The sequence below is a fragment of the Streptomyces sp. NPDC004284 genome (assembly GCF_042874035.1).
In the GTDB taxonomy this organism is placed as follows: domain Bacteria; phylum Actinomycetota; class Actinomycetes; order Streptomycetales; family Streptomycetaceae; genus Streptomyces.
This window is the reverse complement of sequence record NZ_JBIAMJ010000021.1, coordinates 17,470-43,197: the sequence shown is the minus strand read 5'-3', so window position 1 is coordinate 43,197 and position 25,728 is coordinate 17,470. Positions and strand designations below refer to the sequence as shown.

The window sequence follows — 25,728 nt, the reverse complement described above, 5'->3', positions numbered from 1 at the left end:
GACGCCGTCACCGGTTCTCGTCGGGCAGGGGCTCCGTGCGGCTCTCGATCTCCCGACCCGATGCGTCGAGCAGCTTGAAGGCGCAGGTGTGGTCGAGGTTCGGCAAGGTCGGCGAGACGGTCGGCCCGCACGTCGGGATGTCGGCGAACCCGGTGGTGAGGAGTTCGTTGCCGACGATGCCGATCAGAGCCTGGCGGCCGCCGCCGCTTCCGGTCAGGTAGACGGTCGGGTAGAAGACGTCGCCCTGCCGGCATCCCGCGCACGGTCCGGCCCCGACGGTGAAGCCGGACTCGGTCCGCACCTGGGGCACGGCCCCCGGCACGGAGGGTCCCGCGTTCACGTGGAGGGAGTTCCGGCCGGTGAGGATCAGGTCGTTCGACTCGGAGCGGTTGTGCGCCAGGAAGGAGTACGCCCCGGTCGTCTCGGCCCAGGAGGCGGTGAACCTGCTGATCGCGTCGTCCTGCCGCTTGACGAAGGCGGTCACGCTCCGTCGCGTGGACGGGTGCGGCAGGGCCACCGGGGAGGCGTGGGGGGCGGCCCGGAGCGACTGCGTCCAGCTCAGCTGGTGGACGACTCCGGGCCGGGCCGCGTGGAAGTGGAGGTCGACCCGGTCGAGGTCGTCCTTCTCGACGCGGTAGGCGTTCGGCCGGATCTGCCCCTCGTCGTGGTACCTGGCGGCGTACGCCCTCGGCACTTCGCTGCCGCCGAGACGGATCTCCACGTGCGCCCGGTCGGCCCCGAGCCGCTTGATCAGGTCTTCGGCCTCGGCATGAGGCACCGTCACGACGGGCAGAGCGGCGTACGACCGGATGTCCGGGCAGCTCTGCGGCCCGTCCGGGCACTGGTCGAGCTCTCCGGGACCGCCCAGCGAGGTGAGGCCGGGTGCCGCGACCAGCACTCCGACGGCGCCGGCGGTGGCAGCGGCCGCGACCCGCTCGTCCCGGAGCCTGGGGAAGTCGCAGGTGTCCTGGCAGATGTCGGTCGGGGTCAGCAGGACGAGCTTGCCCCGGACGTCCGCCTTCGCGAGTTCGGCAGCGGTGCCGGTGCCGGCGTGGACCACCCGCAGGCGTCCCTTGAGCGGCAGCCGGGGGACCGTGATCGCGGCCTCGCGGAAGACCGGGTCGCCGTCGTCGCCCAGCCATGCCTGCGTCTCGCTCACCGCGGCGTCCGGGCTCCCGTAGCGCGGGGACAGGCCGGTGGGGGCGCCGCCGCCCGTGGTGCGCATGGTGACGACGGGAGTGGTCCCCGAGCTGTAGAAGTCGTGGGTGAAGGTGCCCAGTCGGACCTTCTCCGTGGGCAGCACCCACCAGTTCGGCTCGCCGGCGTCGTAGTCGTGGTTGACCGACGTGCCCGCCGTCCACTCCCCGGTCGCCGAGACCCGCATCACGTAGTCGCCCGCCGAGTAGGTCTCGGTGGCCTCCGGGTACCGCACGCTCAGCGGCTTGGCCTTGCGCAGGTCCAGGGTGACCGTGGTCGCCTTGGTGAGCACGACCTCCGGGGCGATCGGCTGGGCGTGCTGCCACGCACCGGAACCGTCGCGCCAGTCGACCGGTATCTGCACCGCGTAGGTGCCGCGGAAGAGCTGCCTGGTCACGGTGCCGGCGCCGGTCTCGGCGACCGGGCCCGCGTGCAGGTACACCTGGTCGTCGACCGGGGTGAACGTGGCGGTTCCGTAGCGCACGTCGGTGGTGTCCGCCGGGGTGACGACCTTGAGGGTGAGCGGGAACCTCTCGGCTTCCACGAAGGCGTGGACGACCGAACCCAGCCGTATGCCGCCCGCCTCGTCACGGGCGCTGACCAGCCCGTTGTAGGTGCCGTGGGCGTCCTCGGCGCCGAGCACGCCCGCGTCGAGGGTCACCGGCACCTCCGCGGACCCGCCGGCGGGGACGACCACCTTGTCCGTGCCGAGGGTGAACATGCCCGCGGGGGCGGGCCGTCCGTCGGCGAAGGAGACGGGCATCGTGAGGTGCAGGGTGATCGCCCTGTCGCTGCGGTTGGTGTACGTGATCTTCCTCGTCGTCGGCGACTGCGGGTGGGGCAGGCGGCCGAAGTTCAGGTTGCCCTTGGGGACGATCCGCGGGTCGGTCGCGGCCGCGAGGTCCACCCGGCCGGTTCCCTGGGCGTACAGGTCGTGCCCGAGGTCGGTGGCGGTGTCCATCAGCCGCGCCTTGATCTGCCGGCCGGTCAGCTCCGGGTTCTGTTGGGCGATGACGGCCGCGGCGCCGGCCACGTGGGGCGTCGCCATCGAGGTCCCGTCGGAGGCGGTGTAGTACGGGTCCACCGGTGCGCCCATGGTCGTGCCGGCGGCGCGTGCCGCGACGATGCCGACGCCGGGAGCCGCGATGTCGGGCTTGGCGGCACCGTCCCCGACGCGGGGTCCGCGGTTGGAGAAGTTCGCCATCTCGCCGAACGCGTCGACGGCCGCCACGGTCAGGGCGTCGTCGGCGGAACCCGGGCTGACGACCTTCTCGGGGAAGAGACCGGAGTTGCCCGCCGCGACCACGAACAGGGTGCCGGTGCTGCGGCTGAGGTCGTTGAGGGCCTGGCTCAGCGGGTCCGTGCCGTCGGTGGGGTCACCGCCCAGGCTCAGGTTGACGACCTTGGCTCCCGACCGGGCGGCCCACTCCATGCCGGCGATGATCTCGTCCTCGGGGCACTGCCCGCTGTCGTCGCAGACCTTGCCCACCAGGAGTTCGGCACCGGGTGCGACGCCCTTGCGCAGGCCCTTGGACGCGGCGCCGCTGCCCAGGACCGTGGACGCCACGTGGGTGCCGTGCCCGTGCCCGTCCTTGGCGCCGGCCGGGCTGCCGGTGAAGTCGCGCTGTCCGACGATGCTCCCGGCCACGTCCGGATGGGTGGCGTCGATACCGGTGTCGAGGACCGCGACGGTCACGCCCGTGCCGTCGTATCCGCGTTCCCAGGCGACGGGCGCGCCGATCTGCGGCACCGACCGGTCGAGGTCGATCCGGGCCAGGCCGTTGAGCCAGACCTTCTCGACCCCGGCCAGGGAGCCGGCGGACCGGGCGGCGGTCGCGGTGGCGGCCTCCTTGCCCCGTACCTCCTGCCACCACCGTCCGCTGTCGGCGATGTTCATCGAGCGGCCGTCGATGCTCGGAAGTGCCCTCCCGCCGGACGCCCCGGCGATCTGCCGCGTCCTGGCAGCGGCTCCGGCCGTGTCCGTGTAGGTGACGAGCACGGGCACCGTGGTGTCCTTGCCGGCCGCGACGAGCCTCACCAGTTGGCTCACGTCGAACAGGCTCCAGTCGAGCAGTCCCTTGCCGACCAGCGCGAGGGCGTCGTCGGGTACGACGTACAGCCTGCCCTGGCGGGTGAGGGTGTGGAACACGGCGGGCAGCCCGTCGGGCCGCCGCGCGCTCCTGGTGTCGCGGACGACCGGCTTGCCGTCGTCGTCGACGCCGATGCGCACCTTGTCACCGGTGACCAGCGTGACCGGAACGGATCCGCCGGACGCGGAGACGACCCGTGCCAGGTCGGCGTCGGCGGTCGCCGTCGCCTTCTTCTTCTGCGCGCCGCCGGTCGGCTTCTGCGCGCCGCCGGAGGGCGACGGTTGCTCGACGGCGTGGGACGCCGTCGTCGACACGAGCATGCCGAGGACGGTCAGCCCTACGGCCACCGCGCCCCGGCGTCTGCCGGTGCGCTGTCGTGCACTTGGCCTCATCGATCGGTCTCCTGTGCGAGGAATGACGGGGAAAGTGGGAGGAGTTCGGCCTAGAGCGGTTCGTACTCGCCGATGTCGTCGGCATCGGCCCCCGCGTCGTCCGAGGGGGCGGCGTCCGCCGGGTCCGGTGGCGTCGACGACGGCTCCGGTCGGCCCCGGGGGGCATGCCCGGTCGCGGACGGGGCGCCTTCGGGCGAAGGCGCGTGTGGGTCGGGGGGCGGCATGACGACGAGTCTGCGATCGGGCCGGCCGCCGGCACGATCGGTCAGATGCGGGATTTAATCCCGCCGCTCACTCGCCCGGCTTTTCTTCGACTGCCGGCCGGTGCGCGGAATTCACTCGTCGCCGGAGCGCCGTGGGCTCGGCTCGCCGACGAAGCCCGCCTCGACGACCTTGACCGCGAGCGCGGTGCGCGAGGTCACGTCCAGTTTGCGCATCGCCGATCGCACCTGGCTGGCTACGGTCTGCGCCGACACCACGAGCGCGTCGGCGATCTGCCGGTTGGTCAGGCCTTCGACCAGCAGCCGGGCGACCACCCGTTCACGCGGCGAGAGGCGGTTTCCGTAGCCGGGACGTCCCCGGCCACGGGTCGTCGTGGGCGCTCCTTCGTGCCGCGCGGCGAGGAACCGCTTGATCCGATCGGCGTCGTTGCCGGCGCCGAGTTCGGACAGTTCCCGCCCGATGCCGGACAACAGCGGCAGCGCCGTCTCCTCCCGGCCGTCCGCGAGGAGACAGCGGGCGGCGCGCTCCCGGGCGAGCAGAGCGTCGTACGGGCGCGGCAGCGCCTCCCACGCGGCGGCGGCCCGGGTGAACAACGCGGCGGCGTCCGCGAGGCGTCCCCCGGCTTCGGCCAGGATCGCGCGGCACAGGAGCAGGGATGCCTGGGGTGCCGGAGCGTCCCTGTCGCCCAGCGCCTCTCCGAAGACGGTCACCACGGCCGTGGCCTGACCGAGCCGGCCGGCCGCGGCCAGGGCCATGGCTCGTGCCGGGACGAAGTCGACGGCTCGGGACCACAGACCGCCCCCGACCGCGGTCCCCGCGGGCTGGTCGGTGACGCGGAGCGCCTCGTCGACGTCTCCGTCGTGCAGGGACAGCCTGGCCAGCGCGGCGGCGGCTTCGACGCGTTGCTGGTCGTCCCGTCCGGCGAAGCGCAGCCGGTGCCTCGCCGCGTCCCGGTCTCCGGCCGCGGCCTCCAGCAGGCCCGCCACGAGCGCCGCCTCGCACCGGTCCTTCTGCCGTACCCCGTGGTCGTCGTCGACCAGGCGGGCCGCCCGCTCGGCGAGGCCCTTCCAGGCACCGGTGAACCAGTCGAGGTGGGCCCTGGAGGAGGCGATGCTGTCGAGGTAGTCGGAGAGGCGGTGGCGCTCGGCGAGGTCACGCGCCTTGGCCAGTCGTGCCCGGGCCTCTTCGTACCGGCCCCACCGCATCGCCTCCTCGCCGATGTTCGTGTGGCCCGCCGTGACGAAGGACGCCGCCCCGGGAGCCGGCACGTCGTCCGGGATCTCCCGGGCGGCGTCCCATCCGGCCTCCTCCCCCAGCGCCAGCAGGGCGAACGCGCGGTCCACGGACAGGTGCAGCCGGTCGAGGGAACCCATCGCCCGCGTCGCCGGCGGCACCTCCCGCAGCCACCGGAGGTGCTCCGAGACCGGCCGCGCGTCGCCCAGGGGCAGGGCCAGCAGGATCCGGGCGCGTGCCGTCTCCGGGGATCCCGGCGCCAGGTGGGGCACCGCGGCGAGAATCTCGCGGCGGCCCTCCTCGATCTCCCCCGCCGCCATGAGCACGCGGCCGGTCTGGAAGCGGACCGACGCCTGCTCGACCGGCGTCAGGGTCTGGCTGCCGAGAGCCGAGCGCAGCGATGCGACGATCGCCGAGTGCGGGTCGGAGCCGGGCAGGGCCTGGAACTGGAGCTTCGTCACCAGCCGTACCAGGGCGGCCGCGGGCAGCGGGACGGTGGCGACGAGGCTGTGGATGAGGAGCGCCGACGTGGCCACGTCGCCGGACCGGACACAGAGGTCGGCCGCCTCCTCGGTGTACCGGCACGCGGCCTCGGCGTCGCCGGCCAGCCGGAAGTGCCGGGCCAGCTGTGCCACGGGCGGCAGCGGCCACCGCTCCAGTGCCCGGCCCGCCCGGAGGTGCATGGCACGCCGTTCGGCGGCCGGGATGACGTCGTACACGGCATGGCACGCCAGCGAGTGCCGGAACGACCATTGCCCGGGCCGTTCCTCGCGCAGCAGGCCGCAGCCGAGCGCCGCCGCCAACTGCTCCGCGAACCGCTCCTCGGGCAGACCGGTGACGGCGCGCAGCGTCGCGTGGTCGGCCGGACCGGACAGCACGGACACCGCGAAGGGTACGGCGCGGGAGTCGGGCCGCAGCCGCTGGACACGTTCGAGCATGGCGTCGCGGATGGTCGGCGGGACCTCGATGCGGTCCAGGCGACGCCGTGCCCACCCTCCGTCCCTGTGGATCAGATCGGCCCGGTCGTGCATCAGCCGCACCGATTCCTCCATCGCCAGGGGGACGCCTTCGGTACGGGTGTGCAGAAAGTCCGCGAACTCCCTCGACACATGCCCACCGGCCAGCATCGACGAGACGAACGGGGCGGTCTCGCCGACATCCAGCGGTCCCAGGGTGAGTCGGACGGGACGGGCCTCGGAGGGAAGCCGGGAGGACAGCCGCAACAGCAGGGAATCCGGCGGTATCTCGTCCCGCCGGAACGTCAGCACCACACTGACCGGCTGCGGTCGGCGGGAGACCAGGAAGAGCAGGAACTCGAGCGTCGCCTCGTCGGCCCAGTGGACGTCCTCCAGCGCGAGGACATCCACGTCGAGCCGGCCGAGGACCTCCGTGAACGCCCGGAACAGCCGGTGCCGGGCAGCGGTGGCGTCCTCCAACGTCTCCGGAGCCGGAGGCAGTTCACCGGCCCACTCGGGGAACAGCGGCCGCAACGCCCCCGCCAGTCCGCTCAGGCCCAGCGCGGCGACGTCCTCCACACCGTCGCGCACCGCGTCCACCACGGCCCCGAGGGTGTACGGCACCCGCAGTTCCAGGCAGGCGCCGACCAGAGCACGCCGCCCCTGCTCGGCCCGGGATGCCAGGAACTCACGCAGCAGCCGGGTCTTGCCGATGCCCGCCTCGCCCTCGATCAGGACGACCGCGCGGGTGTGTCCGAGCGCGGATCCGAGGGTGTCCAGGTCACGTTCCCGGCCGACGAACCGCGGCGCGGACAGCGCTGGAAGCCGGCCGCCGGTGGGGGTGTCTGCGAGCATCGTCATGTCCCGTCAGCCGACCGCCAGTACGCCACGCCGACTTTAGACGACGTGTGGGGCGGCGTCATCGATGTGTGCACACGTGACGGCAGCTCACACCCCGGGCCGGCGGTCCGGACACACTTGAGGGGACATCACCGCAGGTACGGGACACCGCCGCGAGACCGCACGGAGCAGTTGTCGCGGGGCGGCCGCGTCCTCCGGGCCGGACGCCGCAACCGCCCGCCTCGCACGGCGATCCGGCCGGACGCCGAACGGGCCGTCCGGTGCCGGGCGGTCCTCGACCGCGACGGGCACGGGCCGGGGCGGAGCGGCGAGGGTGCAATCTGGACGTCACTCGCGTACGGGTGATTGCATGGTGCGCGAAGGAGCCGGAAGCAGGCGTGATCAGCCAGGTCGGCACAGTACACCGGGCCCCCGGTGCGTCAGCCGATGGAGGCAGCACGATGAACGACCTGGGTGCGAGGGTCTATCCGGCGTCGACCCGTCTGGTCGGACGGGACGAGGATCTGGCGTACATTCAGTCGTTCTTCGCCGACTCCTGGGTCCAAGGGGCGTCCCTGCTCCTTTCGGGCGAGGCCGGGGTGGGCAAGACGACGGTCCTGGACGCGGTGGCGCGGGGCGCCGCGCAGCACGGGGTCCGCGTGCTGCGGGCGAAGGGCGTGCAGTTCGAGGCGGACATCGCCTACGCCGGTCTCAACCAGCTCCTCGTCCCCCTCTTCGACGACTTCGACGTGCTGGACACCGTCCACCGGGACGCCCTGCGCGTCGCGGTCGGCATCGGTACCGGCCCGCCTCCCGACCGCCTGCTGACCTCTACCGCGGCCCTGTTGCTGCTGCGGCTGGTCTCCGCCCGCGCGCCTCTGCTGATCGTCATCGACGACCTGCCGTGGCTGGACCGGGCGACCAATGCCGTGCTCGGTTTCGTCGCCCGGCGGCTCGTCGGCAGCCGCATCGGGTTCCTCGCGGCCTCCCGGGACGGCTCCGAGAGCTTCTTCGAGTCGAGTGGTCTGCCGGAGCACCGGCTCGAACCGCTCGACGAGGCGTCGTCCGCCGAGCTGCTCGCCCTCGCCCACCCCGGCGTCTCCCCCGCGGTGCGGCGCCGCATAGTCTCCGAGGCGCGCGGGAACCCGCTGGCGCTGATGGAGTTGCCGTCGGCGCTCTCCGCCGAGCAGCGCACGACGCTGGCAGCGGTACCCGCCGTGCTGCCCCTGAGCCAACGGCTCCAGGCGGTCTTCGCCTCGCGGGTGGCCACGCTGTCAGCCGCCGGCCGGGAGCTGCTGCTCATCGCCGCCCTGGACGGTACGGGCGACATGGCCGCGATCAACGCGGCGGCGGGGCGGGACACCGACGACGACCTGGCCCTCGCCGAGCGCAACCGGCTGGTGACGGTTTCGGCCAACGGCCGGCGGTTGTCCTTCCGGCATCCGCTCATCGGCGCCGCGGTGGTGGAGCTGGCGACGGCGGCAGAGCGCAGACGGGCGCACCAGGCACTGGCCGACGTGCTCGAGAGCCGGCCGGAGCGCCGCGCGTGGCATCTGGGCGAGGCCACCGTCGGTCCGAACGAAGGCGTCGCCGCCCTGCTGGAGGAAGCGGCCCACCGCCGGCTGCGGCGCGGGGACGCGCTCGGCGCGGTGGCGGCGCTGGCCCGTGCGGCCGGGCTCAGTCCCGCCAAGGCCGACGAGAGCCGCAGGCTGGCCAAGGCGGCCTATGTCGGCGCGGACTCCGCCGGTGAGCTGGAGGACGCTTCGCGGCTGCTCGCCGACGCCCGGCTCGTGCATCCCACGACCGGACAGCAGTCCCTGCACGCGGCGGCGGCGTCCGCGTTCCTGCTGCTCAACCGGGACGGTGACGTCTACACCGCGCACCGGCTCCTGGTCGGCGCGATCGAGGACGGGGATCACGGCTGGGACGCCTCGGACGACGCGCTCGTCGAGGCACTGCACCTTCTGGTCCTGCTGTGCTGGTACGGCGGCGAACCCCATCTGTGGCAGCCGCTCCTGACCTTCGTGGAGCGGCTGACCCCCGAGCCGCCGGAGCTGCTCTGGGTGACCACCCAGACCTTCGCCGACCCGGCGCGCACCGGCGCCGCCGCGCTGCCCCGGCTGGAGAAGCTGATCGCCACCGTGGGAGAGGAGCCCACCCACGTCATCCGGGTGGGCACCGCGTCGGTCTTCCCGGACCGCCTCGGGGATTTCCGGTGGGCCACCCGCCAGCTGGCCGAGCAGGGCCGCGCGGGCAGGGCGCCCGTGCGCCGGCACCTGGGCGCACTGATGCACCTCGGTCTGGACTACTTCCACCTGGGCCGCTGGGACGAGGCAGACCAGTTCGCCGACGAGGGGCTGGACCTGTGCGAGAACCACGACTACCGGTTCTTCGCGTGGTACTTCCACTACATCAAGGCGACCGTGGCCGGCGTGCGCGGCGACACGGAGGCCAGTGACGCGCTGTGCGAGGAGGTCATCCGCTGGGCGACACCCCGTGGTGCCCACGGTGCACGCTTCTTCGCCGCGCAGGCCAGGACACTGGCCGCGCTGGGCGGCGGCGATTTCCAGACGGCCTACCAGCACGCCTGCACGCTCAACCCGCCCGGAACCGTGGCGCCCTACCTCCCGATCGCCATGTGGAGTGCGCTGGACATGGTCGAGGCGGCCGTCCGCACCGGTCGGGAGGCGGAGGCCACGGCTCACGCGACAGCGATGCGAGCCTCCGCCATGGCGGAGCTGTCGCCCCGCCTCGAGCTGCTCGTGCTGGCGGGCGAGGCGATGACGGCGCCCGCCGACGAGTCCGTGGCCCTCTTCGAGCGGGCGCTGTCCCTGCCCAGCCCCGATCGCTGGCCCTTCGACGCCGCGCGGGTACGCCTCTTTCACGGTGAACGCCTGCGGCGGCAGCGTGCCACGACAGAGGCCCGGGAACAGCTCACCCTCGCGCTGAGGGGCTTTCAGCAGCTGGGCGCGCAGCCATGGGTGACGCGTACGGCGGCCGAGCTGCGGGCGAGCGGGCAGCCCGCGCCGGCGGCCGCCAGGGGAAAACCCGCAGGGCTGACCGCACAAGAGCTGCAGATCGCCACCCTCGCCGCGACCGGCCTGACCAACAAGCAGATCGCCGAGCGGCTGTTCCTGTCACACCGGACCATCGGCACGCATCTCTACCAGATCTATCCGAAACTGGGCATCACCTCCCGGGCCGCGCTCCGGGACGTGCTCGCGGAGCTCGACGTCGCCCCTGAGGACGGCTGAGCCGCACGTCGGCTCGGCCCCGCCGGCCCAGTCATTCGACGTATGCCGGCCTCGGAGCCTCCGGGCACAGTGATCCTGGTGTTGCCCTTCCCCGTCAGGCACCACGAAAGGGGAGCCTGATGCTCGGCGCCTCGGACAGCCATCCGGACATCCACTGGCCGTCCGGTTTCTCACCGGCCCACGCCCACAGCTTCTGTCGGGCGGAAGTGTTCGTGCACGCCCCGCCCACCGCGGCCTTCCACCTGCTCACCGACGTGTCGCGGTGGCCGGACTGGGTTCCGGGCGTCACCGGAACACACTCGGGAACTCTCGAGGACACGTTCGAAGTCCGATTCCACGGACACCGGTTCGAAATCTTCGTCGGAGAGCGGGTTCCTCCCACACGTCTGGGCTGGTCCGGCGTAGGCGCCGGTCTGCAGCTGTACCAGGCCTGGCTGCTCACCCCGGTCGACAACGGCACCCATGTGGTGACCGAGAACGTCGTACGCGGCCCAGCCGCCAAGTCCCTCGACGCGCTGGCCCCCGTGTGGGCCCGCCGCCTGCACGTCCTGTGGCTGGCTCAGCTCAAGCGGCTGTCGGAGAACGCCCCCGGCAAGGTCGCCGGTTAGCCGCTGCCAGGTGGCACGGGTTCGCGGACGTACACCGGCGGGCCCTCGCGTGACCGGGTCGGCCGTTCAGGCGGCCCGTAGGAGGTTTCACAAACGAGCACACCGTTGAGCAGCCGCTCCCGAGGTGGGACCCCAGGAGCGGCAGATGCGTTCAGCCCCGGAGCAGCTCCGCCACGCGTTCGGCGATGGCGTACTTCGCGTCCGAGAGATCACCGATCGCGCACATCGATCTCGACGCTACGGCCACTCTGCTCGCCGAGCAGGCCAGGCGGGCAGGCCGCGGGGCACCGGTCGTCGCGGTCGCCCACAGCATGGGCGGTGCGGTACTGAGCAGGGCGGCGGAGCAGCACCCCCGTCTGTTCCGGCACCTGGGATACGTCACCGCGTACATGCCCGCCGCCGAGGCCCAGCGGCACCGTCGTCCCCGCCGGCCGTGGCGCTCCACAGGTGGACCGCGGCGGCGATGCCCCGGGACGGGCCGCGGTCGGCCTCGTGCGGCAGCCGGGCGTAGTCGTCGGGACGGGAGGGGCCGATGCGTACGCCCATCGCCATCGCGCTCGTACCTCACTCCCCGGCGTACGGCGATCCGCGCTGCGCGCAGGAGCGAGTCGCGGTTCGAGCTCCTCGTCTCCGTGAACCAGCCAGGCGCCGTCGTCCTGGTCCGGCGATGCCAAGGGCGCCGCCTGGTCGTCATGGGCGTGCGCGCGGACGGAACCTAGGAGCTGATCGCGATGGCCGACGACCAACCCCATCGAGTCGACCTTCGCGACCGTCCGTCTGCGGACCAAGGTCACCACGGGTGCCGGATCCCGGGCCGCCGCCCTGGCGATGGTCTTCAAGCTCGTCGAGTCCGCCCAGGCCCGCCGGCGCGCCGTGAATGCGCCCCACCTCGTTGCCCTCGTCCGCGCCGGGTCCCGCTTCGAACACGGCCGACTCGTGGAACGGCCGCAGACGACCGCGGCGCGAAGAGGGTGGCGGACCTGCCTCGAAGTTCGAGAACATCCGGTCATGTGGGAAGGCACGGCAGGACAGGACCTTCCGGTCGGCTTCGGGTTCCGGCCGTATCGCGGCGACGAAGACCACGGCGCCATGGCCGCGGTGCGGCTGGGGTGTGTGGAACGGGACCGGGTCGATGTCCATTCGGTTGTGGAAGGGCTCCCGACAGCGGCCGAGATCGCCGAAGCCTCTGCCGAGTTGGAGGAGCCGTCCGAGAACCAGATCCTGGTGGTGCTCGACGGGAGCACCGTCGGCTACTCGACGATCCGGTGGTGGCAAGAGCGGGACGACACGTGGCTGTACCTGCACCGCGGCTACCTCTTGCCCGAGCACCGCGGCCAGGGCATCGGCTCAGCCATGCTGAGCTGGGCCGAGGAGCGGATCCGCCAACTCGTCGAACAGCACGGAACGGCGCGGACGGCGGTGATCGGCGCGAACGCCATGTCCTCCGAGCAGGACGCCACGGCACTTCTGCGCGCAGCCGGCTACCGACGTGTCTTCAGCCTGGTCGAACTGGAGCTGGGCGATCTGCGGCAGGTGCCCGAGCCGGACAGCGAACTGCCGCCCGGGATACGGACAGGGCCGATCGGGACAAGCCACTACCGTGCGGCCTGGAGGACGGTCGTCGATTCGTATGCGGACACCGGCTTCACTCAGAGATGGCCTTTCCAGAACTTCGTCGACACCGCCGACCCTGCGTGCTGGAGGGCTGCCTGGAACGGGCAGGACATGATCGGCGTCGCCCTCTGCTCCCTACGCCGTCACGACCACACCGTGGGCGAGGTGGAAGAGCTGAGCGTCCGAACGGACCAGCGACGCCTCGGAATCGGCCGGGCCCTGCTGCTGGACGGGCTGCGGAGCCTTCGCGAGCAGGGCGCGACGACCGCCCGGCTGTTCACGGGCACGGCGAACCCGCACCGCTCCTACGACCTTTACGAGAGTGTGGGGTTCCGGCGGCAGAACGAGTACGTCCGTTACCGCAAGCCACTTCCTTGATCGACCGGCCGTCGGACTGTCTGGTCAGTCCACAGAATTTGACAATGCCTCCACCCGGACATCGCCGTCATCGCAGAACCGACCTCATGCGCCCGCACCTCCGCTCCTTTTCCAACCTCACGCTGACGCATGATGAAGGACAAGGACGGCCTTCACCGACTTGGCCTTGTCCACGAGAACGGGCTCTGGCCCAACTTCTGTGGTGTCGATTCGAAGCTCGGTGTCCAAGGCCGGAGCACGCCGGGAAACTGCAGTTCAGCGGCTTGACCTGAGGCAGACACAAACCCGGATGGTGTGGCTCCACAAAAGTTGTGCCAGAGCCCGCCGACGGTGCGGCAGGTGACCGGCTTGCTCACCCGTCACCCCGCGACCCTGACCGAGGAAGACCAGGCCTGCCTGAAGGAGGTCCTGGCCCGTTGTCCCGAACTGGACACGGCCGCCGGACACGTCCGCGCTTTTGGTGAGATCCTCACCGAACGCCTCGGCTCCACACTTCCCATCTGGATCGACGAGATCGATGCCAGCCAACTGCCCGGGCTCACCGGCTTCGCACTCACCTGCTCCGAGACCTCGACGCCGTAACCGCCGGGCTCACTCTCGGCTGGAGCTCCGGCAGCATCGAGGGAGCCGTCAACCGCATCAAGAAGATCAAGCGGCAACTCTACGGCCGAGCCGGATTCGAACTCCTCCGCAAGATGATCCTGCTTCAGTTACCCTCCGTAATCGCGACCCAAGATGTTGCGCCAGAAACGCCTGAAAAGACCCACTCGTCAGAAGCGCGGCCCGACAGTGGGATGCGAGACCAAGGCGCGGGCAGCAACCTGCAGTTGCGATTCCCATGCCGCCTCGTCGAGCCCCAGCGTGTACTCGATGCAGCACGCGCATGGCGGGAGTAGCGCCACGAATGCTTGCTCCTCAGCGGTCTCGACCTCCACCTCCGACCACTCGTCGGATGCCAACTCGGCGAGATCCACCTCCCTGGCGGTGAATCGCGAGGCGAGCCTGCGCAGCGCGTATCGCCGGGACAGGTGGTGATCGGGCAGAACGATCCCCAATTCCTCGAGGGCCTGCTCGAATGTGTCACGGATGTCCCGGGGGTCCGCATGACGCGGCAGACCAGCGAGCTCGCACAGGGCCGGCGTGTCCATTCCCCTTGCGAGTGCCTGGGCAGCGGTCATCGGCAGGTCTTCCGGACATACCTGATCCGCCTGGTACAGCCACGCTGCCTCCACCAGGGGTGGACAGGTGCTGTGGACAGTGCTGTCAGGTTCGGATGCGTCGTCGATCGCTGCCATGGTCCATACAATGCCAGCACGACTCGCGGGAGCGCCTAGAAAATTAAGCTGTCCTGGCAGACCACCCTGTGGGCCAACCCGAATCATGCTGTTGCCCCAGTGACACTCCGCGACCGATCCCCAAGGTCTGTGCCAGAACCCCGTTCTCGTGTGCAGAGCCACCGACTCAGCGTCAACCGCTGTGGCGCTGTGCCCCAAGGCCGAGCTAAGGGTAGACGCGGAGGTGCGCCCAGGTGGTCGGTCCGACGATGCCGTCGGCGGTGATCCCCTCGGAACTCTGGAACCGCTTCACAGCGGATTCCGTGGCGGACCCGAACTGACCGTCTATACCGCTGGAGCCCACGGAGAAGCCCCAGAAGATCAGCAGTGCCTGGAGTTCCTTGACCTTCGCACCCGAGTCTCCTCGGCTCGTGTAGGCGTTGCTGGTGTCGTAGCCGCAGTAGTACCCGAAGAAGGATGCGCGCCAGCATGTCGCCGCTGCTGTCGTCTGGGCGGCCGTAGGTTCGGCCGGCGTCGCTGCGGAGATGCCTGCCGCAGGTATCGAAAGCACGCCGACCAGGCCGAGTGTCACGGTCGTCTTTCGCCACTTCATCAGGGGCTCCGTTCGATCGGAGGTGGACGCCACCAACTGTGGAGGGGGCGAGTGAGGCTGTCAGGCGGGTGGAGAGATGTGGCGGGATGTAGTGGAGGGATGCCCGGCGAGAGCCCCTTGCGCGCCGCGTGCCCGGTAGGGGAGGCCCGTAGCGGGCCGGCGGGTCGGCCCCGGGTGGCCCGCGTGCCGGCTGGCCGGATGGTCGGGGAAGAAGCAGGCGCATTGGTCGAGTTCGGTCGCCGCCATACGCGGCAGGGGCGTACGGAAAGGCAGGCACGTCCCATGGTCTTTCTCAGCGCCAACGGCTGTACCGATGTTGCAAGAGCTCACCGGTGGTTGGTCGGCTACAGGTCCGTGATCCAGGGATGGCCCGGGTGTACGCGGCCGAGCAGTTCAGCCAGGGTTCGCCTCTGAGCCAGGGTCATGTGCGGGACGGTCGCGTCGAAGTCTGACTGATCCTTTCGGCGGACGTGCTTGGCCTTGAACAGCAGGACCAGTTCGGGTGCCAGATACGGGATGCCGTCGTGGGTGTGGCGGATGATGCCGCTGTAGGGAAACCGGATCCGCTCATCGCGTCGGCAGATCCAGGTGTCGCCGTCGTGTGGTTCGCGGAACACGTCGACCAGGTAGTTTCCGGCGACCGGATCGCGGAGCCACGTCTGGTGTACGGCGGCCAGCACCTCCGGGGTGGCGTCCTGCCAGATCCGGCCGCTGCCTGCCGCGTCGAAGGCGTACCCGGGGAAGCGGCGGCGGATCTCGGGAAAGCTCGCGGCCGGAATCGCGATCTCGATGTCCCCATGAGCGCGTGTCTGCCTGCCGCGGAAGAGGTCCAGCGCCCAGCCCGCGGCCACGTACCAGGGTGTGCCGACCCCGGCCAGCCGCTGCGCGACCTCACTCGGGGTCCAGCAGGACGACCACCTGGCATCGAGAGCTTCGATCTCGTCGGGTGACAGTTCGATGCCGCCGCTGGGCAGTTGCTCGCTCACCGCAGGAATCTATCAGCGACTCGAAGGCCCCCGGCCGCGTTCGACGGGGGAGGCCGACGGTGCCTGGAGTCGTACGCCCCTGACGATCACGCAAAGTCACCAGCAGGTCTGCCTCCACGGCGAATCGGCGACAGTGGAATACGAGAGCCCACCAGTACGAGGCCGGTCCAGGTGGAGACCGGCGGGCGCTCCGGGTGAGCGGCGCATCTCCTGAGCGGTGGCCGTCTCTCCGGGCCGCCCGGGCGCGGGGGCGAGGAAGCGCCCGCTGGCGAAGCGTTCCGCCCGTACCTCCCGAGAAAGCGCATGCGGTCACGCGTCAGGGACGGAGACGGCGGGGGTACGGTTCACGGCTGGTTGCTTCGGGCATGACGACCACCCGTGCACGGGCGACTGCTCCAGGATCGTCCAGACGGTTGCTCGGACGGCATCGGCGGCAGCGTGAACGGTGCACGTCGCAGGCGGACGCCCGCGGCATCACATCACTGTACGAGCAGATGTCCGCATAATGCCGATGGTCTCGCCGATCACCGTCATGACGGGTGGAGCCCGCCGGTCAAGTTACTTATGTACGTCACCCGAGCCGAGACGAGAGTGGACCTTGCCACCCCACGCCGACGGGAAGGACCAACCTGGCATGAACCGCAACCACCCCGATGTCCAGCGCCGCGAAGCGCTTGAGGGCACCCCCGTCCTGAGCCTGGACATCGAGCGCGTACTGGGCACCTCCGCCCGGCAGACGGTCGGGGCGGAGTTCCGGTTCAGCCCGGAAGCCCCTTGGGTCGTGTCCGTGAGCCTTCTCGTGGAAGGCGGCCCGTGCGTACGCTGGCGCATCGGACGGGACCTGCTCCAGCAGGGGCTGTACTCGATGAGTGGTCTGGCTGACGTCCGGATGTGGCCGTCGAAGGAGCGGGCGACCTCGTGGCTCCAGCTTTGCTCGCGTGACACGGCAGCTCTGTTCGAGCTGCCCGTGCCCCCGCTGGCGGAATGGCTGGAGGGCACGTACGCGTTGGTTCCCGCGGGCCATGAACTGGCTGGAGTGGACTGGGACGTCGCCAGTGCGGGCCTGCTCCCCGCTCGCCGCACGCAGGGGGACGTGAAGGCTCCGAAGCAGGGACTTTAGACACGTGTGTCATGGCCGCCAGGGCACACGCTGCCGTGACGAAGGTGCGTTGTCCGTATCCGGCGAGCGGCGATCTCGCCGGCCGAGGAACCGGCGTGCGCGTTCTCCTCGCTTCCCGTTTCTCCCAGCCGTGTGAACCCCCGCGGCGTCGGCTCCGTTCCCCTGGGGAACTCCCCCGGGAAGCGTCTTCAACGGGCTCGCCGAGCTGCCCGTCGCACCCGGCCGCGCCGTGCGGCTCGCGTCCGGCGTGGGGCATCCGGCGGTCACGGCTGGGCTCGGCGCCGTCAGAGCCCGTCGCTGTCGGGGCTCCCGGCCCGTGCCGTCCGCTCCAGGAGTCGAAGGGCGGCGGACAACGCGGGCTCGGCGCCGGGCGCCGTCGCCTCGGCGACCTCGCACGATCCGGCGAGCAGCCGCGCGAGCCGGCCGCCGGCCGTGTACGTCAGTGCGACGCTGCCCTCCCACAGGGTCTCGCGCAGCCGGGCCGGGGTGAGCTGTCCGTCCCCGGCGCAGGCCAGCAGGAGCCGGGACGCCAGGGTCCGTTCCAGCGGCCCCGGAACCCATGCCTTCCGGTCGAGGTCCTCGGTGAGGGTGGCCGTCAGGGAGTCGAGCTTCCGCACGGCCGATGTGTACCGTTCAGTGCCCGTCCGGGGGTCGACTGCGTCGAGAGACATGTGTCCGGGTTCCTTTTGGTCGGTCAGGATAGGTGTGCCCACTTCGAGGATGGGCGGTGTCGGCTTCACCAAGCATACGTTTCTCTAGGTGTCTCCCGGGACAGGCTGGTCGGGGCGCCGGGGAGGGCGTGCGGCTCATCGTCCGGTGGTGAGGCGGTCCTGAGCGGGCTGTGCCCGTCCGCCTTCGAGCGGGAAGTGCCGGTGCGCGATGCGGTGACACCCGGGATCGATCGCAGGGACCGCGAGGGCGGCGGCCCGGCCCTCGTACGGCAGGCTGCCTCCGCCCCCGGCCGTAGAGGGCGCCGTCGACTGCCTGTCCGCTCACGCCTGTGTCCCGTGTCGGCAGCGCTCGGCATCACCGCCCGGGCGACTTCCACGAGTCGATCAAGGCGGAGTACCGTAGAGCACCTTGTGAAACCGAGCTTCCCGAATGAGGGAGAGGGTCAGCGGGCAGAGTCGCGTTGCGGATCTGCCCTCGCAGTCCGGGGGACAGCTGCCTGATGAACGACGTGCGCCGTTCCGGTCATCGTGCGGGGTCACACCTCATCGGACGTGAAAGGGACCTGGCGCATATCAGGTCTCATTTCCATGGTTCCGGCCGCGGTGCGGCTCTGCTGCTGTCAGGTGAGGCCGGTCTGGGCAAGACGGCGGTCCTCGAAGCGGTGGCAGCCGAATTCCGTCACGGGGGCGCCCACGTCCTGCACGCGAGCGGTGTGCAGTACGAAGCGGACATCAGCTACGCCGGCCTCAATCAGCTCCTCGTTCCGTTCTTCGACTCCTTCGACTCCTCCGACTCCTCCGACTCCTTCGACTCCCTGGAGCCCCACCACCGCGACGCGCTGAGGGTCGCCGTGGGTATCGGCGGCGGCCCGCCCCCGAACCGGCTGCTGGTGTCCACGGCGCTCCTCTTCCTGCTTCGCCGGGCAGCCGGTGAGAAGCCACTGTTGATCACGGTGGACGACCTGCCCTGGCTGGACCGGGCCACCACCTCGGTGCTGGCCTTCGTAGCCCGCCGGCTGGCCGGCAGCGACATCAGCTTCCTCGCGGCCACCCGTGTCACCTCCGACGACGCCTTCGAGTTGAGCGACCTGAGCGAGCACCGGTTGCAGCCCCTGGACGACGTGGCGTCCGGCGAACTGATCCGCAGCGCTCACCCTGATCTGCCGCTCATGCTCCGGCGACGTGTCGTCGCGGAGGCACACGGCAATCCGCTCGCCCTGGTGGAGCTTCCCACCGCCCTGAAGAGCCGGCAGGAGGCAGGCGCGTCGCTGCCTTCCGTACTTCCGCTCACCGAGCGCCTCCAGAAGCTGTTCGCCTCACGCGTGGCCGACCTGCCCAGGGCCAGCCGGGAGGTACTGCTGGTCGTGGCGCTGGAAGGCACCGGCGATCTCGGCGTGATCGAGGCGGCCACCGGAAGCGGTCCCGTCGTCGATGCCCTGGAACCTGCGGAACGCGACCGGCTGTTGACCCTATCGACGACGACCCGCCGTGTGTCCTTCCGGCATCCGCTGATCGGTTCCGCCGTGGTGACGGGGGCCACGGCCGCGGAACGTCGAAGGGCGCACCAGGCACTCGCCGACGCGCTGACGGACCAGCTGGAGCGCCGCGCCTGGCACCTCGGCGAAGCCACGACGCAGCCCACTGAGATGGTCGCCGACCTGCTGGAGCGGGCTGCCCGCCTGCGATCGCGCCGGGGCGACGCACTCGGTGCGGTGGCCGCTCTCACCCGCGCCGCGGAGCTCAGCCCTGCGCCTGCCGACAAGAGCCGTCGCCTGGCGGAAGGCGCATACCTCGGGGCCGAGGCGACCGGCGAGCTGGCGGATGCCTCACGTCTGCTGGCCGGAGCCCAGCAGGCCGATCCCGCAGCGGAGTCCTCGCTGCACGCCGCGGCGGCGTCCGCCCTCCTCCTGATCAACCAGGACGGCGACGTCGGTACCGCGCACCGCGTCCTCGTCGATGCCATCGAGGAGGGAGAGCACGGCTGGGACGCCTCCGACGAAACCCTGCTCGAAGCCCTGTTCACGCTCAACCTCTTGTGCTGGTACAGCGGGGACCCGGAGACGTGGCCACCGTTGTTCCGGGCGATCGACCGGCTGACCCCCGCGCCCCCGGACCTGCTGTGGGTATGCGCCCAGACCTTCGCCGATCCCGCGCGGACCGGGACGCGGGCGTTGGGCCGGCTGGACGAGCTGCTCACCGACATCGGCGAGGACCCGGCCCGCATCGTGCGCCTCGGCCACTGCGCCGTGTACCCGGATCGGCTCGCGGCCCTGCGGGAGCCCTCCATGCGCCTGGTCGAGTCGGGCCGTGCGGGCACGGTGCCCCTGCGCCGGTACCTCGCCGCCCTGCTGCACGTGTGCTTGGCCGACTACGACGCGGGGAAATGGGACCAGGTACTGGCCCTGGCCGACGAGGGTGTCCGCCTGTGCGAAGAGAACGGCTACCGCTTCCTCACCCGCAAGTTCCAATACCCTCTGGCCCTCGTGGCCGCGGCTCGTGGAGACACGGAGGCGAGCGCCGTACTGACCGAGGAGATCGTCGGCTGGGCCACGCCCCGCGGCGCCGACGGAGTACGGGCCCTTGCCTGCCACATCAAGGGCCTCACCGCTCTCGGCTCGGGGGACTTCGAAAGCGCCTACCTGCACTCCACCACGTTGACCCCCGTCGGGAGCCTTCCCCCCTATCAGCCTCAGGCCATGGCCGGCGCCATGGATGTGGTGGAGGCGGCTGTCAGAACCGGCAGGGTCGCGGAAGCCGCCGCGCACACGGCGGCCCTGCGCGCGTCGACGATGGCGGAACTCTCGCCCCGCCTCAGCATGCTCGTGCTCGCCTGCGAAGCCCTGATCACGACGGACGAATCCTGCTTCCCCCTCTTTGAAGAGGCGCTTTCCCAGGTGGATGACGGGCAGTGGCCCTTCGACACGGCGCGGGTACGCCTGTTCTACGGTGAGCGGCTTCGTCGTCATCGGCTGACGAGCCAGGCACGGGTCCAGTTGGCTGAGGCCGCTCAGGTTTTCGACCAGCTCGGGGCAGCGCCGTGGAAGACCCGCGTCGCGGCTGAGCTGCGCGCGAGCGGCCAGGTCTCGGTGGCCGCCGCAAGGCCGATCAAGGATCCGCTGACGGCGCAGGAGCGGCAGATCGCCACCTTGGCGGCGACGGGACTGACCAACAAGCAGATCGCCGAGCGGTTGTTCCTTTCGCACCGGACCATCGGCACGCACCTGTATCAGATCTATCCGAAGCTCGGCATCAACTCTCGTGCCGCGTTGCGTGACGCCCTGGCTGCTCTCGACATGGGGGACGCCGGCTGACGCTCGCCCCGGTTTCCGACCGGGAGCGCGTCTTCACCGGTCTGCGGGTGCGGCGGTCCGAGCGGTTGCCGGAGGTGGTCGGGGCACGCTGAGCAGGCAGCCCCGAAACCAGCCCTGACCTGCCCGGCCAGTCGAGCCGTCAGTCAAGGCTTTTCTTGGACCAATCGGTCAGTCTCATGGTGCCGTCACGGACAACGGCGATGGCGACGTCCTCCGGCGAGAGACCCGCATGCTCTCGGTCCCCGTGTGGACGCACTCGCCCTCTGGTGTGACCGGCTTCAGCTCGGCCAGGGCCTTTGGGATTCTTTCCGGGTTCGCGCTCCACGCCTTCTCGACGGCCGCGGCTATCAGCTGGACGGCGACATAGCCATCGCCGTCGAACTGCGAGGGATCGGTGCTGTGGGTCCGCACGAACCGCTTACTCATCGCGAAGACGGAACTCCTGACCTTGGAAGCGGGAAGGTCCGCGGCCACACCCGGCAGCGAGGTGGCGAGGACGACGTTTTCGGCGGCGGGGCCTGCTCTCTGACGATCCGGATGCCATACGTGCCGGCGAGTGCACGGTGGCGTTCCCGTCCCACGTGGGGCGAAATCACTGTCGCCGTCGTACGCGCTCGCGATTCTGGCCAGTCCCCCGGGCACGGAAGTACCGGAAGAGCTGCTCAGCGGGGCGAGCTGCCCGAGTCTGACGGGGCGGGCGGGGCGGCGGCCTTGTCCGGCGTACCGGAGTATGCAGACTCCGGCGAGGCCCCGTAGAGCACGCTCTCCAAGCCGGACAGGTCGAACCGCTCGGTCGGTCCGCTGTCCGCTGTCCGCTGTCCGCTGTCCGACAGGCTGTAGCTCATCGTGGGAACGGCAAAGCCGTAGGTGAGGCGCTCCCCTCGGACCGTGTGCAGCCCTCGCTCGGGGTCGTAGGGCGGGACAGGGCCTGCCTGATCATCGCGGGATCAGTACCGCTGCCGCCGCCTGCGCTTCCAGCCACTCCCCCGCCTGGTCGTAGGCCCAGCCAAGCTCCCTGACGGCGGTCGTCCAGGCCGAGGCGCCGAAGTAGAACCACACGATGTCCCGGACCTGCTCCCGGGTGAGATCGGGACGTACCTCGCCGAGGTCGAAGAGCCGGTCGGCGATCAGGTTCACGTGGTTCCGGTAGAAACCCAAGGCGTAGTCGGCGGCCTTGGCCACGTCCGCGTCCGAGTTGCGCGCGTCCATGAGCACCATGAGCGTCTTGAAGTGCCGTTCGATCACCGCGCCCGTGCCCGCGGCCGTCAGCCGCAGGATCTCCCGGCCGTCGCCGGCGGCCACGATCTGACGCATGGTGCGGCCGGTCAGCTCGTCGTCGGTGCTGTCCTGTGCCATCGCCAGGATCAGTGCGGGCTTGCCGCCGACGCTGGAGTACACCGTGTTCAACGCGACCCCCGCCTCTGCTGCGACCGTCGCGACGCTCACGCGGCCGTATCCCCGCGAGGCGAAGAGGTCACGCGCCGTCTCGACGATCGCCCTGCGGGTCTCCTCCGCCCTCTGGGCGCGGAGTTGAGAGGTGTACACGCGCTGGCTCATGTGCGGGATGCTACCCACCCATTTCAATGGATGGTGTGTATATTCAATGCACGCTCACTCCATCCAATTTGGGCCGTATCCCGCACGTGCCGTCGTCGCGGGCACCCCAGAACCTTCGCGAAGGAAGCGGGAGAACATGAAGCACAGACTGGCCGTACTCGCCTGCGCCCTCACCGTCACGGCGACGACCGCCGTCACGGCCGTCTCCGCCTCGGCGGCGACGCGCCCCGACCCGGAACCGCGTGTCGTCGCACACCTCGACCTCTCACGAGGGCAGACGCCCGAGAACATCGCGCTGACACCCGACGGCACGGCGGTGGTGACCTTCGCGGCGGCCCGCCAGGTGGCCATCATCGACCCGGAGGGCGCAACCCGGATCCTGGCCACCCTGCCGGCGCCCGCCGACGGAGGTGTGCACACCCCGGTGCTCGGGTTCCCCCTGACCTCGGGCATCGTCCGTGCCCACGACGGCACGCTGTACTTCCTCTACGCGACCGGGACCTCGGACCTGACGGGCCTGTGGCGGATGCGTCCGGGCGGCACCCCGCACCGCATCACCGCGCTCCCCGCCGACAGCCTCCCCAACGGGCTGGCACTGGACGAACACCACGGCCGGCTCTACATGGCCGACTCCGCCCTGGGCGAGATCTACACGGTGCGCACCTCAGGAGGACCCGCCACCACCTGGTCCGCCGCTCCCGAGCTCGCCTCGACCGGCTTCATCGGCGTCAACGGCCTCAAGCTCCACCAAGGCGCGCTGTGGGCCAGCAACCTCGACCAGGGCACCCTCGTGCGCATCCCGTTCGGTCCGGACGGCCGACCCGGACACGCCCAGGTCCGGGCGACGGGGCTCCAGGGCATCGACGACTTCGCCTTCACCGGTCGGGGCGACCAGATCCTCGCCGCGATCGACGGTCCCAACAAGGTCGTACGCGTCGAGCAAGACGGCAGCTCCTCCACCGTGCTCACCGGCGCCGACGGCCTGCAGAACCCCACCTCGATCGCCGTGCGCCGAGGCACCGCCTACATTCCCAGCGCCGCGTACCAGACGGCCACCCACCCCAACCTGATGGTGCTTCCCGGAGTCGGCCCCATGGGCAACTCCGGTCACGCCCCGCACGATCACGGTGGTCGGTGATGTGCTGCCCGGCCTGAACATCCTGCCGGGGTCGCGCAGACGCCGCTCAGGAAGGTTCCGTGGCGACTGCCTCCGTCCCTCCCGCTCTCCAGCCAGAGTGTGAGACGGAGGTCGTTGCCACGTGACGACAGACTCCGAGAATCCAGAGGTCGGTCGACAGCACGAAAGGCGTATCCGCTCGCCGCGTGCCGTACATGTGTACCGGCGCGCAACGGACACACCCGCTCCAAGAAACACCTGGAACGAGATCCTGGAAGCCTGCGACCCGGCGCGCAACCTCATACGGGAGGGCCTTGCGGCGATCCGGTCCGCAGCCCGGCGGGGCCCCGGCCCCGGTGACCAACTGCTCCACATCTACGGTGCAGGTGCCGTTCGTGGAGAACAGCCCGGCCACCGTGCGGCGCCGACCGTGTCAGTAGGTGGTCACGAGGGGCTTGGTCTCGTCGACGACGTACGTGGAGAGCATCATCGTCGTCACCTTGCCGACGTTGCGCGCATTGTGGATCACGCCGTTCGGGATGAAGAACGGGTCGCCCGTGCACAGCCGCAGGGGCGGCCTGTCGTCGAACTCCATGAGGACGTCGCCTTGGACGATGTATCCGACCTCGACGCCGGGATGGCTGTGCCGGCCCGACTCCCTGTGCCGGGGGATCTGCACCAGCGTCTGTACGGCCTCCCAGCCCTCGGCAGGCGAGGGGTGCTCCTGGAGGAGGGTGCGAGTGACGCCCCCGGTCGGGTCCTGGCCCTCGGGAACAGGGGTACCGCCGGCGTGGGACGGCTCGGCGGCCGCGGCGGAGGACGGCAGGGCGGCGCCGAGTACGCCGGCGGCCGCAACTCCGCTCGTCCGCAGGAGAACACGCCTGTCGAGCATCATGATTCCCTTCCTTGGGCAAACTTCCCTTTCCCTACCAAACAACCACGTGTGCATACCCACAAGCAAGAACCACAGTCGGCCAGTGACACACATGTGCAACGCAGAAGCGATCGGGGCGGCCCGACACCGGGGCGAGGCGGGAAGGATACGGCGGCGGGAACCGCAGCGTGGCGCGGGTGCGCGGTCTGGCAGGGGACGCGAAGGTCAGCTCCACCGGGCCGCGACCAGCACGGGGCCGCCCGGCACCGTGGGGAACCTCCGCACCTCCGCCGGGCCCGTGGCCGTGAGCGTCTCCGCCATGCGTTCCGTGTCGTAGGAGTTGCCTCCGTTGCGCACCGCGTTCCATCCTGCGACGGCCCGCCGCAGGGGGTCGGACACCGCGGGGTTCGTCCCCACGACGAGCCAGCCCCCAGGGCTGAGGGCCCTGATCAGCCGGGGCACGGCGGCGGTCAGCGCCTCCTCCGACAGGAACGGTGCGGGCAGCCAGGCGAGGTCGTAGACGGCTCGCTCCGTCAGATCCGCGACGTCGAGGTGGCGCAAGGTCACCCGGCCCGTCACGTCCGCCTCCGCGTCCGCCAACTCCGCGGCGGCCAGTCCCACCACACGTTCCAGGACGTCGATGCCCACAACCTCGGCACGCGGGAACTCCCGGGCCAGGACGAGCGCCAGCGCCGCCACGCCGGTACCGACGTCCAGGACGCGGCTGCCTTCCCGGCCCAGCCGATCGGCCAGACCGGGCAAGGCGGGAACCACCCGGGTGGCCAGCACCCGGCCGGTCATCGCGGACGCCCGCCCCTGGCTCAGCAGCACGGCGTCGTCCTGGTCCGCCCAGCCGCCGCCCGGCGTGCCGGCCGGGACGCCCGCCGCGGCGGAGACGGCCTGGCGCAGCGAACTCAGACGTGCCTCGACGGCGCTCTCGGCCGTCGGACCGTCGGCGTACACCATCGACGGGTGGGGCGTGAGGGTGTCTCCCTCCCGGCGGATCAGGCCTGCGGCCTCCAGTACGGCGGTGCGCGCCGGCTCAGCCTCCAGCACGTCGGCGAGGGGGGTCGTGATCGCGTCCGCGATGGTCCCGAGCATGGCCGCCAGGGCCCACGGCGCGGCGTCGAGTGCGGCCGCCGGATCGTCACCGAGGGGCACGGAGGCGGGCTTTGCGGGATCGGGGGCCCCGGACGACGCCCCGGGAGCAGCGCTCACAGCGCGGCGCCGAGGTGAGCGGCGGTCGCAAGGCGCCGGGTCCCGAGGGAGTACTCCCGCGCCCCACCGTCCTGCGGCTCTCGTCGGGCGTTGCGGTTCACCCGGCTGAGCAGTTCCCGGTGGGCTTCTTCCTCCTTACCGGGGTGGCCGGGGAAGAGGGGGTGTCCGTAGGCATTCATGCATTGTCCCTTCGACCCTTTCAG

Annotated in this window: 19 protein-coding genes and 1 pseudogene; 9 read left to right on the top strand and 11 right to left on the bottom strand. The window is 70.9% G+C overall.

Annotated elements, in window-relative coordinates; translation table 11 throughout:
* Positions 1 to 7: 7 nt before the first annotated feature.
* Complete coding sequence (locus ACFYUS_RS34810; protein WP_388861513.1) at positions 8 to 3,679, bottom strand: S8 family serine peptidase; 3,672 nt, start codon at positions 3,677 to 3,679, stop codon at positions 8 to 10.
* Between the two features lie 335 nt (positions 3,680 to 4,014).
* A complete protein-coding gene (locus ACFYUS_RS34805; RefSeq protein WP_388861511.1) occupies positions 4,015 to 6,951 on the bottom strand; it encodes a helix-turn-helix transcriptional regulator in 2,937 nt (978 codons plus the stop codon).
* Between the two features lie 440 nt (positions 6,952 to 7,391).
* Between ACFYUS_RS34805 and ACFYUS_RS34800 the strand changes: the two genes are divergently transcribed.
* From ACFYUS_RS34800 to ACFYUS_RS34775, 6 genes and pseudogenes are all read left to right on the top strand, one after another.
* A complete protein-coding gene (locus ACFYUS_RS34800; protein WP_388861509.1) occupies positions 7,392 to 10,184 on the top strand; it encodes a helix-turn-helix transcriptional regulator in 2,793 nt (930 codons plus the stop codon).
* A gap of 119 nt (positions 10,185 to 10,303) precedes the next feature.
* On the top strand, positions 10,304 to 10,792 hold the full coding sequence (locus ACFYUS_RS34795) for an SRPBCC family protein (RefSeq protein WP_388861507.1): 489 nt from the start codon (positions 10,304 to 10,306) through the stop codon (positions 10,790 to 10,792).
* Positions 10,793 to 10,977: 185 nt separating this feature from the next.
* On the top strand, positions 10,978 to 11,511 hold the full coding sequence (locus tag ACFYUS_RS34790; RefSeq protein WP_388861505.1) for an alpha/beta fold hydrolase: 534 nt from the start codon (positions 10,978 to 10,980) through the stop codon (positions 11,509 to 11,511).
* A gap of 19 nt (positions 11,512 to 11,530) precedes the next feature.
* A pseudogene (locus tag ACFYUS_RS34785) lies at positions 11,531 to 11,764 on the top strand (IS256 family transposase); the annotation flags it as partial.
* A 36-nt stretch (positions 11,765 to 11,800) separates the two neighbouring features.
* Positions 11,801 to 12,784 (top strand): GNAT family N-acetyltransferase, encoded by a 984-nt coding sequence (locus tag ACFYUS_RS34780; protein WP_388861664.1) that lies wholly within the window; start codon positions 11,801 to 11,803, stop codon positions 12,782 to 12,784.
* A 339-nt stretch (positions 12,785 to 13,123) separates the two neighbouring features.
* Positions 13,124 to 13,366 carry a hypothetical protein gene (locus ACFYUS_RS34775; RefSeq protein ID WP_388861503.1) on the top strand — a complete coding sequence of 81 codons (243 nt, stop codon included), beginning with the start codon at positions 13,124 to 13,126 and terminating at the stop codon, positions 13,364 to 13,366.
* Positions 13,367 to 13,554: 188 nt separating this feature from the next.
* Here ACFYUS_RS34775 and ACFYUS_RS34770 read toward each other — a convergent pair whose 3' ends face one another.
* The 3 genes from ACFYUS_RS34770 to ACFYUS_RS34760 form a co-directional block, all read right to left on the bottom strand.
* On the bottom strand, positions 13,555 to 14,079 hold the full coding sequence (locus ACFYUS_RS34770; RefSeq protein WP_388861501.1) for a hypothetical protein: 525 nt from the start codon (positions 14,077 to 14,079) through the stop codon (positions 13,555 to 13,557).
* A gap of 205 nt (positions 14,080 to 14,284) precedes the next feature.
* Positions 14,285 to 14,671, bottom strand: coding sequence for a peptidoglycan-binding protein (locus tag ACFYUS_RS34765; RefSeq protein WP_388861499.1), 387 nt, complete (start codon positions 14,669 to 14,671; stop codon positions 14,285 to 14,287).
* A 344-nt stretch (positions 14,672 to 15,015) separates the two neighbouring features.
* Complete coding sequence (locus ACFYUS_RS34760; protein WP_388861497.1) at positions 15,016 to 15,657, bottom strand: nucleotidyltransferase domain-containing protein; 642 nt, start codon at positions 15,655 to 15,657, stop codon at positions 15,016 to 15,018.
* A 634-nt stretch (positions 15,658 to 16,291) separates the two neighbouring features.
* Between ACFYUS_RS34760 and ACFYUS_RS34755 the strand changes: the two genes are divergently transcribed.
* Positions 16,292 to 16,777, top strand: a complete 486-nt coding sequence (locus ACFYUS_RS34755; RefSeq protein WP_388861495.1) for an SsgA family sporulation/cell division regulator — start codon at positions 16,292 to 16,294, stop codon at positions 16,775 to 16,777.
* A gap of 284 nt (positions 16,778 to 17,061) precedes the next feature.
* On the opposite strand, the gene ACFYUS_RS34750 is transcribed toward ACFYUS_RS34755, so the two are convergent.
* Positions 17,062 to 17,394, bottom strand: coding sequence for a hypothetical protein (locus tag ACFYUS_RS34750; protein WP_388861494.1), 333 nt, complete (start codon positions 17,392 to 17,394; stop codon positions 17,062 to 17,064).
* 554 nt (positions 17,395 to 17,948) lie between these two features.
* Here ACFYUS_RS34750 and ACFYUS_RS34745 point away from each other — a divergent pair.
* On the top strand, positions 17,949 to 20,759 hold the full coding sequence (locus ACFYUS_RS34745) for an ATP-binding protein (RefSeq protein ID WP_388861492.1): 2,811 nt from the start codon (positions 17,949 to 17,951) through the stop codon (positions 20,757 to 20,759).
* 662 nt (positions 20,760 to 21,421) lie between these two features.
* Here ACFYUS_RS34745 and ACFYUS_RS34740 read toward each other — a convergent pair.
* A complete protein-coding gene (locus ACFYUS_RS34740; RefSeq protein WP_388861490.1) occupies positions 21,422 to 21,604 on the bottom strand; it encodes a hypothetical protein in 183 nt (60 codons plus the stop codon).
* 91 nt (positions 21,605 to 21,695) lie between these two features.
* Complete coding sequence (locus ACFYUS_RS34735) at positions 21,696 to 22,316, bottom strand: TetR/AcrR family transcriptional regulator (RefSeq protein WP_388861488.1); 621 nt, start codon at positions 22,314 to 22,316, stop codon at positions 21,696 to 21,698.
* A gap of 136 nt (positions 22,317 to 22,452) precedes the next feature.
* Between ACFYUS_RS34735 and ACFYUS_RS34730 the strand changes: the two genes are divergently transcribed.
* A complete protein-coding gene (locus ACFYUS_RS34730; protein ID WP_388861486.1) occupies positions 22,453 to 23,454 on the top strand; it encodes a hypothetical protein in 1,002 nt (333 codons plus the stop codon).
* Positions 23,455 to 23,866: 412 nt separating this feature from the next.
* Here ACFYUS_RS34730 and ACFYUS_RS34725 read toward each other — a convergent pair whose 3' ends face one another.
* The 3 genes from ACFYUS_RS34725 to ACFYUS_RS34715 form a co-directional block, all read right to left on the bottom strand.
* Positions 23,867 to 24,328: a cupin domain-containing protein gene (locus ACFYUS_RS34725; RefSeq protein ID WP_388861484.1), complete on the bottom strand. Its 462-nt coding sequence runs from the start codon at positions 24,326 to 24,328 to the stop codon at positions 23,867 to 23,869.
* Positions 24,329 to 24,532: 204 nt separating this feature from the next.
* A complete protein-coding gene (locus tag ACFYUS_RS34720) occupies positions 24,533 to 25,468 on the bottom strand; it encodes an SAM-dependent methyltransferase (RefSeq protein WP_388861482.1) in 936 nt (311 codons plus the stop codon).
* A 53-nt stretch (positions 25,469 to 25,521) separates the two neighbouring features.
* Positions 25,522 to 25,704 carry a hypothetical protein gene (locus ACFYUS_RS34715; protein WP_388861480.1) on the bottom strand — a complete coding sequence of 61 codons (183 nt, stop codon included), beginning with the start codon at positions 25,702 to 25,704 and terminating at the stop codon, positions 25,522 to 25,524.
* Between the last annotated feature and the right edge of the window lie 24 nt (positions 25,705 to 25,728).

Excerpts from the sequence above, each read along its gene's own strand:
- ACFYUS_RS34790 (WP_388861505.1), top strand. The coding sequence starts at position 10,978 with ATGGCGTACTTCGCGTCCGAGAGATCACCGATCGCGCACATCGATCTC.
- ACFYUS_RS34740 (WP_388861490.1), bottom strand. The coding sequence starts at position 21,604 with ATGAGCTACAGCCTGTCGGACAGCGGACAGCGGACAGCGGACAGCGGA.
- ACFYUS_RS34725 (WP_388861484.1), bottom strand. The coding sequence starts at position 24,328 with ATGATGCTCGACAGGCGTGTTCTCCTGCGGACGAGCGGAGTTGCGGCC.
- ACFYUS_RS34715 (WP_388861480.1), bottom strand. The coding sequence starts at position 25,704 with ATGAATGCCTACGGACACCCCCTCTTCCCCGGCCACCCCGGTAAGGAG.
- ACFYUS_RS34745 (WP_388861492.1), top strand. The coding sequence starts at position 17,949 with ATGAACGACGTGCGCCGTTCCGGTCATCGTGCGGGGTCACACCTCATC.
- ACFYUS_RS34730 (WP_388861486.1), top strand. The coding sequence starts at position 22,453 with ATGAAGCACAGACTGGCCGTACTCGCCTGCGCCCTCACCGTCACGGCG.
- ACFYUS_RS34770 (WP_388861501.1), bottom strand. The coding sequence starts at position 14,079 with ATGGCAGCGATCGACGACGCATCCGAACCTGACAGCACTGTCCACAGC.
- ACFYUS_RS34800 (WP_388861509.1), top strand. The coding sequence starts at position 7,392 with ATGAACGACCTGGGTGCGAGGGTCTATCCGGCGTCGACCCGTCTGGTC.
- ACFYUS_RS34735 (WP_388861488.1), bottom strand. The coding sequence starts at position 22,316 with ATGAGCCAGCGCGTGTACACCTCTCAACTCCGCGCCCAGAGGGCGGAG.
- ACFYUS_RS34755 (WP_388861495.1), top strand. The coding sequence starts at position 16,292 with ATGAACCGCAACCACCCCGATGTCCAGCGCCGCGAAGCGCTTGAGGGC.
- ACFYUS_RS34795 (WP_388861507.1), top strand. The coding sequence starts at position 10,304 with ATGCTCGGCGCCTCGGACAGCCATCCGGACATCCACTGGCCGTCCGGT.
- ACFYUS_RS34765 (WP_388861499.1), bottom strand. The coding sequence starts at position 14,671 with ATGAAGTGGCGAAAGACGACCGTGACACTCGGCCTGGTCGGCGTGCTT.
- ACFYUS_RS34780 (WP_388861664.1), top strand. The coding sequence starts at position 11,801 with ATGTGGGAAGGCACGGCAGGACAGGACCTTCCGGTCGGCTTCGGGTTC.
- ACFYUS_RS34805 (WP_388861511.1), bottom strand. The coding sequence starts at position 6,951 with ATGACGATGCTCGCAGACACCCCCACCGGCGGCCGGCTTCCAGCGCTG.
- ACFYUS_RS34810 (WP_388861513.1), bottom strand. The coding sequence starts at position 3,679 with ATGAGGCCAAGTGCACGACAGCGCACCGGCAGACGCCGGGGCGCGGTG.